Annotated in this window: 11 protein-coding genes; 9 read left to right on the top strand and 2 right to left on the bottom strand. The window is 28.2% G+C overall.

All coding sequences use genetic code 11. From position 1 onward, the window contains the following. Positions 1–203 precede the first annotated feature (203 nt). Positions 204–524 (top strand): Fe-S cluster assembly protein HesB, encoded by a 321-nt coding sequence (locus KGF50_RS18290; RefSeq protein WP_227435162.1) that lies wholly within the window; start codon positions 204–206, stop codon positions 522–524. A gap of 72 nt (positions 525–596) precedes the next feature. Here the strand turns inward: KGF50_RS18290 and KGF50_RS18285 are convergent, their stop codons facing one another. Then, positions 597–1811 carry a hypothetical protein gene (locus KGF50_RS18285; protein ID WP_227849390.1) on the bottom strand — a complete coding sequence of 405 codons (1215 nt, stop codon included), beginning with the start codon at positions 1809–1811 and terminating at the stop codon, positions 597–599. Between the two features lie 469 nt (positions 1812–2280). On the opposite strand from KGF50_RS18285, the gene trmB reads away from it, so the two are divergent. Further along, positions 2281–2925 carry a tRNA (guanosine(46)-N7)-methyltransferase TrmB gene (gene trmB / locus KGF50_RS18280; protein WP_227849389.1) on the top strand — a complete coding sequence of 215 codons (645 nt, stop codon included), beginning with the start codon at positions 2281–2283 and terminating at the stop codon, positions 2923–2925. Positions 2926–3073: 148 nt separating this feature from the next. Continuing rightward, complete coding sequence (locus tag KGF50_RS18275; protein ID WP_227849388.1) at positions 3074–3805, top strand: hypothetical protein; 732 nt, start codon at positions 3074–3076, stop codon at positions 3803–3805. A 139-nt stretch (positions 3806–3944) separates the two neighbouring features. Here the strand turns inward: KGF50_RS18275 and KGF50_RS18270 are convergent, their stop codons facing one another. Then, a complete protein-coding gene (locus KGF50_RS18270) occupies positions 3945–4223 on the bottom strand; it encodes a hypothetical protein (RefSeq protein ID WP_227849387.1) in 279 nt (92 codons plus the stop codon). A 270-nt stretch (positions 4224–4493) separates the two neighbouring features. On the opposite strand from KGF50_RS18270, the gene KGF50_RS18265 reads away from it, so the two are divergent. The 6 genes from KGF50_RS18265 (at position 4494) to KGF50_RS18240 (ending at position 9321) form a co-directional block, all read left to right on the top strand. Continuing rightward, positions 4494–4940 carry a hypothetical protein gene (locus KGF50_RS18265; RefSeq protein ID WP_227849386.1) on the top strand — a complete coding sequence of 149 codons (447 nt, stop codon included), beginning with the start codon at positions 4494–4496 and terminating at the stop codon, positions 4938–4940. A 268-nt stretch (positions 4941–5208) separates the two neighbouring features. Beyond that, the gene (gene accB / locus KGF50_RS18260) at positions 5209–5661 is read left to right on the top strand and encodes an acetyl-CoA carboxylase biotin carboxyl carrier protein (RefSeq protein ID WP_227849385.1); all 453 of its coding nucleotides are present in this window, start codon (positions 5209–5211) and stop codon (positions 5659–5661) included. 15 nt (positions 5662–5676) lie between these two features. Next, positions 5677–7038 carry an acetyl-CoA carboxylase biotin carboxylase subunit gene (gene accC / locus KGF50_RS18255; protein ID WP_227839432.1) on the top strand — a complete coding sequence of 454 codons (1362 nt, stop codon included), beginning with the start codon at positions 5677–5679 and terminating at the stop codon, positions 7036–7038. Between the two features lie 14 nt (positions 7039–7052). Then, positions 7053–7907, top strand: coding sequence for an acetyl-CoA carboxylase, carboxyltransferase subunit beta (accD, locus tag KGF50_RS18250; protein WP_227849384.1), 855 nt, complete (start codon positions 7053–7055; stop codon positions 7905–7907). 20 nt (positions 7908–7927) lie between these two features. Next, entirely contained in the window at positions 7928–8872 is a 945-nt protein-coding gene (locus KGF50_RS18245) for an acetyl-CoA carboxylase carboxyltransferase subunit alpha (RefSeq protein ID WP_227849383.1), read from the top strand. 188 nt (positions 8873–9060) lie between these two features. Further along, the gene (locus KGF50_RS18240) at positions 9061–9321 is read left to right on the top strand and encodes a stage V sporulation protein S (RefSeq protein WP_003424039.1); all 261 of its coding nucleotides are present in this window, start codon (positions 9061–9063) and stop codon (positions 9319–9321) included. The last annotated feature ends 78 nt before the right edge of the window (positions 9322–9399 follow it).

Raw genomic sequence — 9399 nt, 5'->3', positions numbered from 1 at the left:
ATTATATTCTATGTGAATTATTTTATTTGCTGTTTACTAAACATATTATCAGGGTATTTATTTAAGACAGTGAAATATTTAAAAGGTTTAAGTAATAATTGATATAAGTTTTGGCAAAATATACAAAAACTAATTGATTATATACGTTGTATGGGTATATAATAGATATTGTTTTAATAAAATACTTGAAAGGGAATGATTTGATGAAAATTACTTTACCAGAAACAGCTATTGATACTTTAAAAAGTATCCTAAAAGACAATCAAGATAAACCTAACAATGTAAGAGTATACTTTGCAGGTGTTGGTTGTGGAGGTCCTTCTTTTGGATTAGCTTTAGATGAGAAAAAAGAAGATGACTTAACTTATGAAGTTGGAGAATTACAATTTGTAATGAGCTCTGATGAATACAGTCAATATGGAGATATAATTATAGAAGATACAGGATTTGGATTTAGAGTAATTCCAGAAAATATGAAAGATCAAGGTGGAGGAGGATGCTCTGGTTGTTCAGGGTGTCACTAAAATTGATTTTTTAGTAAGTTGAGAACTCTCTTTTGTAGAAAATTATTTCTATAAAAGAGAGTTCTTTTTACTTTATTCCATCTTGTAATTAACTGTACACTTTTTCATGAGTCCATTAACTGACAATACTCCCATTGTTTTTTTATTCGCAGGAGATGCGGGTGGAATAAACATAGCCTCAACTATATTGAGATTATTTACATTTCCTAAATTAGTAACACTATACCCATTTCTTTTTTCATAACCAAATATAACTGTTCCTAGAAATTTACCAGATTTACTTTGAAAGTTACCTATTGTAGAAATGGCAATAGCATCTATCAGTTTTGGAGACATACGAAGATAGCAGGAGAGAACCATCATCATTTTATGATTGTCATTTAAGTGGCGTTTAATTTGCTTTGACACATCCTTTGCTCTTTCTATAACATTGTCAGATTTTGAATTGCTTACTATTCTTACTGCTGTTGCATAATTTCCAAGAGCACCTTCCTGATAGCAGTTCAAATATTTTCGAATATCAGCAGCAATTACTATTTTATTAATTTGCTCACGACACATCATTTCAGCCACAATATAATCATTTAGAGAAATCTTATTTTTCCTGCAAAGTGCAAGTAATTTATCAACTCTCTCTGTTTCCACTGTTTCTTCCAAATAACTTGTAGCGTTCTCAAACATAAACTGTCTTTCAAAATCACGATATTCAGAATAACTTACCTTATGATTTTCTTTTACCCACTTGCGGTTGGTACTGTTTATGATGAACCTGCTTATAAACGATAAATCACTACCATTTGGAAAATCATGAATAGAACAGATTAACTGTTCGTTTACATAAGCAGGCTTTTTACCTATTACATAACTATCTGCGAATTCACATACAAGTCCAATTATTGCTCTTCCATCCCCCAACAAGTGATGGGCGATAAACAAAACCTCAAAATCTTCTTCCAAAGGATAAACAACAACTTTTAATAAGCTCTCATTAAATACATCCCATCCATTTACTGTAAGCTCTTGATAATCCTTACTCCACAAATCAGCACGTTCTTTTTCTAGAATAGGTATCTGTATTTCGTCATAAAACTCATAATAAAGCTTTTCTGTTGTTTTTTCGATTGCTATGAGACTTCTTAGAAATGGATGTGCATTCATAAGTAACTTCATTGTATTTTCGATTTTGATGAACTCATAACTTGCTTTGATTCTCGATTTAATTCCAAAATGCATATTTGGACACATCAAATGCACTCTTTCAGTCACAATGTATTGCTTCTCTCTCACAATTTCACCTCTATTTCTTTTTTTCTACTGTTCAAATACACTTTGTTAGATTCACATAGTCTTACATATTATAAATCTATTTATTAAACAGAATAATGTTCTCTTTATATTTTATATGTTTTACTTATTCTTGTCAAAATTATAAGAATAATGTTCTGTTAATTTTATATGACTTATCCTTGTTTACCTTGCTGAATTGTAGTATAATACCCTTACTCAATAACAAGTCTTTCAAGGTGTCTTCATCTGAGTTTTGCCATTTATACGTGAGGTTTTTTTAAATAGTGCACTTATGAAAGAGAGTATGAAGATATATGTCATGATTTAAACAGAAATGATGTTAAGGCTTGATATGCAAGAGTTTCGAAGTTTTATTATTAAGACTTATGAGAAGATATAAATCATTTTTGATGTTTTTAATCAATAAAAAATGTATTTTACTAATTTTTATATTTAAGGAGAATTTATTGTGAGAAGAAGACGAAAAAAAGGTGCAGATGAAAAACTTTTAAGTTATACAGAATATGTCTTAAGGGAAGATATAGACAAATTAAAGGGTAAATGGAGTACAAAGTTTGGAAATGATAATCCAATACATGTGGAATTTGGAACTGGAAAAGGTCAATTTATTACAACCTTAGCCAAACAAAATCCTGATATAAACTATATTGCTATGGAATTAAAGGAAGAAGTACTTTTAAAGGCTGTTGAAAAAGCTGATGCTTCTAATTTAAATAATATATTATTTTTATGGGCGGATGTAAGTGATATTTTAAATTACTTTGAATCTAAAGAATTATCTAGAATTTATATAAATTTTTGTGACCCATGGCCAAAAAATAGATGGAGTAAAAGAAGACTTACTCATTCTGGATTTTTAGAGATGTATAATAATATTTTAGAAGATAATGGAGAAATTCATTTCAAAACAGATAATGAAAAATTATTCGAGTTTAGTTTAAATGAAATTGCTGCAAATAATTGGCTCTTAAAGAATATTTCTCTTGATTTAAGCAGTAGTGAGTATAAAAATAATGTTACGACAGAGTATGAGGATAAATTTATGTCACAAGGAATGCGAATATTTAGATGTGAAGCTAAAAAACGTAACTAGTAATATGTTTATAAGTTTAATAGTAGAAATTTATGCTAATTTATATTAATAAAGTGTACGAAAGTAGACATATATAACAAGGAAACAGAGCCCTCTCATAGAAATTAATTTACTATGTAAAAAATTTTGTTTTATGTGGGAGGGTGCTATGAATTTAGCTAATTTAATACCATTTCTTATTTCTGCGACGGCTTTAAATCCAATAAATTCAAACGATAAGATTTTAAGTGAAAACCAACTTAAAGATATTTTTCCTGATGCTAACCTGAGAGCAGTTGTAAAACGATATGTAAATCCAGATGAAATGACTATAAGTAATATAAAAGCTTTGGATGGAGAATTTTATGCAACTGGTGAAAATATTTCAAATTTAAAAGGTATATCATATCTTGAAAATATAGACAGTTTTATTTTTTGGAACAATAACATAAAGGAACTTCCTAGAGAAATACTAGGTCTAAAAGATATTGACTCAATTAATCTTGCAAATAATTATTTAATTAATGATAATACAGTTAATTCTCTTTCTAATAATGGTGTAGATGTAAATTGTGATTTGAATTTTATTGATACAAAAGATAATCAATATAAACTAGATTCTAAATATCATAATATTGATATAGCAAAAGGTGAGAGTATTGATTTGAGAAAAATAGTTACAAAGAAAATTGATAGTTATTACAAATATTGGGAAGTAACTAATAACCTTCCAAAAGATTTAAACTTTGTGGTATCTGTAAGTGATAAGAGTATACTTTCATGTAAAGATATGATTGTTAAGGGTAATAATAAAGGGCAAGCAGTGGTGAAAGTTATACTAAATGACAAAGATGATTTAAATACATCACAAGAAGTTTTAATAACTGTAAATGTAAAATAAAGTGTATTTTTATATTATTATATTTTAGATTTAAACTAAATTAAATATTAAATCAAAACAAAGGTTGCTAGTAACAAAACATTAATATTAGTGTTTTGTTACTAGCAACCTTTAAGATATCTATAAAAAAATAGATTATCTAAAAAATCCCATTCCTTTTATTAGTAGCCCATATCCCTATTAAAATTATCAATGAATATATTATATACAAAAATATTCTTATATACTGAACATCTAGTCCAAAAAACTCAATATTACTTTGTGAGGTATGCAACATCACAAGTACCGCAGATATACCAATAAGCAAAGGATTAATTACTATTTGCTTATCAGTTCTTAAAATCATTATTTTCCCCATCCAAATTATTGATAATATAAAAAATAAAATTTTAAGACCAAACTCTAATGTATCTACCAAAGCGAAAACATCCCTTCATTTATAATAAATTTTTCAGCTTAATCAAATATAAAACCCTAATATAACTTTTTAAACTTGTACTAAATCCATATAAGATAATTTAATTAAGTTATATAAAACTTTATCTACATTAATATATACTACACTATACTTTGCATTTCTTAAATATAAATTAATAAAATTAATAAAATTTTGTTCATGAGTGTATAAAGATATATTTCATTATTTAAATGCATATCATTATATATACAGTTTTAGGAGGCGAGGTATATGGAGTCTAAATTTTTTAATTGGTACACTCAATCCTTAGGAGGAACTTTTGGTATTATATCATGTATTTGTGCTTATTTAAATGGATATATGTTTGTTTATACAAATAGTGCTAGCAACTACTTTAAAAGTATAGGATTTTTAGGAATAATTTCAAGCTATGTATTACTTCCACTTTGTATGTTAACTTTAGTTTTTGGAATTATACGCTCTTATACTCCAGATACATCCGATAAAAGTATTTTTAATATACCCTTTTTTACTTTAAATAAAAGATTAATACTTGTTACAGTAGTTTTTGGATTTATTGGTGCTAGATTTTATTTTATAATTCCTGCAATTTTAATGACTTTTAACTTATATAGTAGTATTTTAATCACTAAATTAAAAGATATACTACATAAAAACAATGAAAATGATACTAATATGAAAGAAAGCGAAGTCTAAATTGCATAATTTTGGTATTTGTCTTAAAAATCCCCGAGGTATTAATTTGTATTTTATTGTATTTTGCAAAATATATTGAATTTTATTCATTTTATACTTATAATTTATATTAATAATGGAAAATTAAAACAAAAGAATTTACTGGTTGTTAATTTAAAATTAAAATATATCTGGATGTGTTGATTCTATAGTCAGCACTTTTTCTTTTATAAATTTGCTTTTTATGATATAATATTAGCACCAGGTAATAATACAAGGGGGTAACAACATGAACATCAATGAAATTAAGGAATTATTAAAGGTCATAGACTCAACTAACTTAGAATATGTAAAGCTTGAAAGTAGCGATTTTAAATTAGAAGCATCTAAAAAAGCTGAAGTTACAAGTTCACCTGTTTTAAGTGTACAACAAGAATCAGTAGTAGATCTTTCTTTAGAAAAGCCATTTGTAAACGAGACACCTGTAGTATCTAATGAGAATTTATCAATAGTAGTAGCTCCTTTGATGGGAACATTCTATGATTCTCCAAGTCCAGATGCAGAAAGTTTTGTCAAGGTTGGCGATGTAGTTGAAGAAGGTGACACTTTATGTATATTAGAAGCAATGAAGCTTATGAACGAAATAACAAGTGAAATTAAAGGTGAAATAATTGAAGTATTAGTTGATAATGAAGAACTAGTAGAATATAATCAACCTTTATTTAAGATAAAACCATTGTAGTAGGAGGTATTTAAGTTGATAAAAAAAATACTAGTTGCAAATAGAGGCGATATAGCAGTTAGAATCATCAGAACGTGTAAAGAACTAGGCATAAAAACTGTCGCTATCTATTCTGAAATAGATAAAGATTGTTTTCATAGATATATAGCTGATGAATCTATTTGCATAGGGCCAAACAATATAAGCAAGAGTTATAATAACATAGAAAATATTATATACCTTGCTCTTAAATTAAAATGTGATGCTATTCATCCAGGTTTTGGCTTTTTATCAGAAAACCCTGAATTTGCAAAACAATGTGAAGAGAATAATATTATTTTTATAGGTCCAACAAGAGAACAAATGATTTTGATGGGAGATAAATCTAGAGCAAGAGAAACTATGATGGAATTAAATATCCCTGTTGTTCCTGGTTCAGAATCTGTTTTAAAAACTAAGGAAGAAGCTTTAGAAGTTGCAAGAGAAATTGGCTATCCTGTTATGATAAAAGCCTCAAGTGGAGGCGGTGGTAAAGGTATGAGAATCGTTAGAAAGGAAGAAGAGCTTTTTTCAAATTTTGATATGGCAAGTTCAGAAGCTCTAGCAGCATTTTCTAATAGCGATTTATATATGGAAAAATTCATAGAAAATCCTAGACATATAGAGGTACAAGTATTTGGTGATAAACATTCAAATGCAATACATTTAGGTGATAGAGATTGTTCTATGCAAAGAAGAAATCAAAAAGTAATAGAAGAGTCTTTAAGTCCATACCTTTCAGATGAAGAAAGAATAAATCTTCATAAAATTGCAGTGGATATAGTAAAAGGTGTAGGTTATATTGGTGCTGGTACTATTGAATTTATAGTTGATAAAGATAAAAACTTTTATTTTATAGAGATGAATACAAGAATACAAGTTGAACATCCAGTTACAGAGATGGTAACAAATCTTGACCTTATAAAACTTCAAATATCTATAGCTAATGGAGAAGAAATACCTTTTAAACAAGAAGATGTTATTTTTAGAGGTCATGCTATTGAGTGTAGAATAAATGCTGAAGATTCATCAAATAATTTTGCTCCATCACCAGGTAAGATAGAGTCATTAAATTTACCTGGAGGTTTTGGTGTTAGATTTGATACTTTTGTATATACAGGATATACTATACCACCTTTATATGATTCTATGATAGGTAAATTAATATGTTGGGCTGAGACTAGAGAAGAATGTATAAATAGAATTTATAGAGCTCTAGATGAAATTATTGTAGAAGGTATTAATACAAATGTAGAATTCCAAAAGGCACTTGTAACAAGTGAAGAGTTTAGAAAAGATACTCATCATACCAAATTTATAGAAGATGTCTTTATGAAGAAAGAATTTGCTACATTATAAGGAGTAAATAGATTATGATAAAAAAATTTTTATCATCAAAAGAATCTAAATATGTTACGATTTCTTTAGATGACAACTTTAAAAAGAATAGTGTAGATGATAAATTTTGGACTTATTGCAAAGGATGCGATAGTCATGTATTTAGAAAAGACATAGAAGAAAATTCATTTGTATGTCCAAAATGCTCAAGACATTATGGTTTAAGAGTACGAAATAGAATAAATTTATTGATTGATAAAGGAACTTTTATGGAATTTAATTCTGATATAGAATTTCAAAATCCATTAAACTTTCCTAAATATAAAGAAAAAGTAGACTCTTATAAAGAAAAAACGAATGAGTCAGAAGCTGTTGTAACAGGTTATGGAAGATTAAACGGAATTAAAACAGTTATTTGTGTAATGAATCCTGATTTTATGATGGGAAGCATGGGCTCTATTGTTGGAGAAAAAATAACTTACTCAATAGAATATGCTGCTGAAAACAATTTACCTATAATTATTTGTTCTGCTTCAGGAGGAGCTAGAATGCAAGAAGGTATGGTATCTCTTATGCAAATGGCAAAGACCTCTCAGGCACTTGTTAAGCTTGAAGAAAAGTCATTACCATATATATCAGTCTTAACTGATCCTACCACTGGAGGAGTAACTGCTAGTTTTGCTATGCTTGGAGATATTATAATTTCCGAACCAAATACATTAATCGGTTTTGCAGGTCCAAGAGTAATAGAACAAACAATAAATCAAAAACTTCCTGAAGGATTTCAAACTTCTGAGTTTTTACTTGAAAAAGGTTTTATTGACATGATAGTAGATAGAAGAAAAATGAAGGAAGTATTGTATCAAATTCTTGCTATGCACAAGAAATAGGGCATAAAGGAGGAACTGTTTTGATTGAAAATAATAATGATAAAATAAAAGTCTTAGAAAATGATATTAAACAATTAATAGCTATTTCTGAGGCAAATAATATAGATTTAAGTGATAAAATAAATTCACTTAGTGAAAAATTAGCAAAACTTAAAGAAGATGCCTTTTCACATCTATCTCCATATGAAAAGGTAGTGTTAAGTAGAGATATAAAAAGACCTACAACTTTGGAATACATAGAACATATTTGTTCTAATTTTTTAGAGCTTCATGGAGATAGGCTTTATAAAGATGACCCTTCTATAGTTGGAGGAATAGGGCAAATAGGAAAATTCAATGTTACTATAGTTGGTCACCAAAAGGGAAGAGATACTAAAGAAAATATAAAAAGAAACTTTGGCATGCCTCATCCAGAAGGATATAGAAAAGCGTTAAGACTTATGAAGCAAGCTGAAAAATTTGACAGACCGATATTGACATTTATTGATACATCAGGAGCATTTTGTGGCCTAGAGGCAGAAGAAAGAGGACAAGGAGAAGCTATTGCAAGAAACTTACTTGAAATGAGTAAACTTTCTGTTCCAGTAATCACCTTTGTAATTGGTGAAGGTGGTAGTGGAGGAGCTTTAGGAATTGGAGTAGGCAATGATGTGTGTATGTTAGAACACTCAGTTTACTCTGTAATTTCACCTGAAGGTCTTTCTAGTATCTTATTTAAAGATTCATCTAAAGCAAAAGAAGCTTGTGATGTTATGAAACTTACAAGTAATGACTTATATGATTTAAAAATAATAGATAAGATTATAAAAGAACCTCTTGGCGGTGCACAAAAAGATGTAGAAGCTGTTTCAAAAGAAATGAAGTCTTATATTTTGGAACGATTAAATCATTATAAAGATATGCCTAAACAAGAAATAATGTCTCAAAGGTATAATAAATTTAGAAATATTGGAAAATGCTTATAGAATATAAAGAAATTTGTAGATTTTTCATTATAAAATGGTTTTGAAAAATAAAGGTTTTCTTAAATCTATTATAGAAGTATATTTTTATAAAAGTATACTTTAAATGATGATTGTAATTAGTAAATGGCAATTGTGATTTAGTACTTTAGGTAATGGATACTTTAACAAATTAACAAGGAGATGTTGAAATGGAAGTACTAAAAGTTTCATCAAAATCTAATCCTAATTCTGTAGCTGGAGCTTTGGCTGGAGTACTGAGAGAACGAGGTATTGCAGAAATACAAGCTATAGGAGCTGGAGCTCTAAATCAAGCAATAAAATCAATTGCAATAGCAAGAGGATTTGTTGCACCTAGTGGAATGGACTTAGTGTGTATTCCCGCATTTACTGATATAGAAATCGAAGGTGATAAGAAAACTGCTATCAAACTTATAATTGAACCTAGATAATATATCTTTTTTATTAGAATTTAATTAAGTTTTAAAGGTTTACTATGGAAATGATATACTATAGTGAACCTTTTTTAC

Origin of the sequence: Clostridioides sp. ZZV15-6598, from assembly GCF_020657705.1 — a bacterium.
Taxonomy (GTDB): Bacteria; Bacillota; Clostridia; order Peptostreptococcales; family Peptostreptococcaceae; genus Clostridioides; species Clostridioides difficile_F.
Note: the sequence above shows the minus strand (reverse complement) of the source record. Positions and strands in the feature narration are given on the sequence as shown.